Raw genomic sequence first — 623 nt, forward strand, 5'->3', positions numbered from 1 at the left:
AATCCAGCTAGCCCAGCCATTTACGAGCCATTAGCTCAGTTGGTAGAGCATCTGACTTTTAATCAGAGGGTCGAAGGTTCGAATCCTTCATGGCTCACTTTTGTTTTTTCCGCGCGGTCGTGGCGGAACGGCAGACGCGCTAGGTTGAGGGCCTAGTGGGGGAAACCCCGTGGAGGTTCAAGTCCTCTCGGCCGCATCAAAAATCTTTTTTAAAAAAGTACTTGCATTTGAAAATGTAGTATGATAAGATAATTGAGTCGCCAAAATACAACGACGAAAAAACATCATGAATAAGCGCCCGTAGCTCAATTGGATAGAGCGTTTGACTACGGATCAAGAGGTTAGGGGTTCGACTCCTCTCGGGCGCGCCATAACGGGAAGTGGCTCAGCTTGGTAGAGCACCTGGTTTGGGACCAGGGGGTCGCAGGTTCAAATCCTGTCTTCCCGACCACGCGGGTGTAGTTTAGTGGTAAAACAAGAGCCTTCCAAGCTCTGGTCGAGAGTTCGATTCTCTTCACCCGCTTTTAGTTCTTTGAAAACTGAACGAAACAAACAACGTGAAACGTCAATTTTTATTTTTAGATGCTAGACAAACTAACTTTATTGGAGAGTTTGATCCTGGC

The 623-nt window shown here is 47.0% G+C and carries 5 tRNA genes; all 5 read left to right on the forward strand.

Features of this window, described 5'->3' with window-relative positions:
• The first annotated feature begins 24 nt into the window (after positions 1–24).
• Positions 25–97, forward strand: a tRNA-Lys gene (locus FOT98_RS29450).
• A 16-nt stretch (positions 98–113) separates the two neighbouring features.
• Positions 114–196 (forward strand) — tRNA-Leu (locus FOT98_RS29455).
• Between the two features lie 98 nt (positions 197–294).
• A tRNA-Arg gene (locus FOT98_RS29460) sits at positions 295–371 on the forward strand.
• 3 nt (positions 372–374) lie between these two features.
• Positions 375–451 (forward strand) — tRNA-Pro (locus FOT98_RS29465).
• A 1-nt stretch (position 452) separates the two neighbouring features.
• Positions 453–523, forward strand: a tRNA-Gly gene (locus FOT98_RS29470).
• Positions 524–623: the final 100 nt, after the last annotated feature.

The sequence above is a fragment of the Bacillus sp. HY001 genome, from assembly GCF_007558965.1.
Classification (GTDB): domain Bacteria; phylum Bacillota; class Bacilli; order Bacillales; family Bacillaceae_G; genus Bacillus_A; species Bacillus_A mobilis.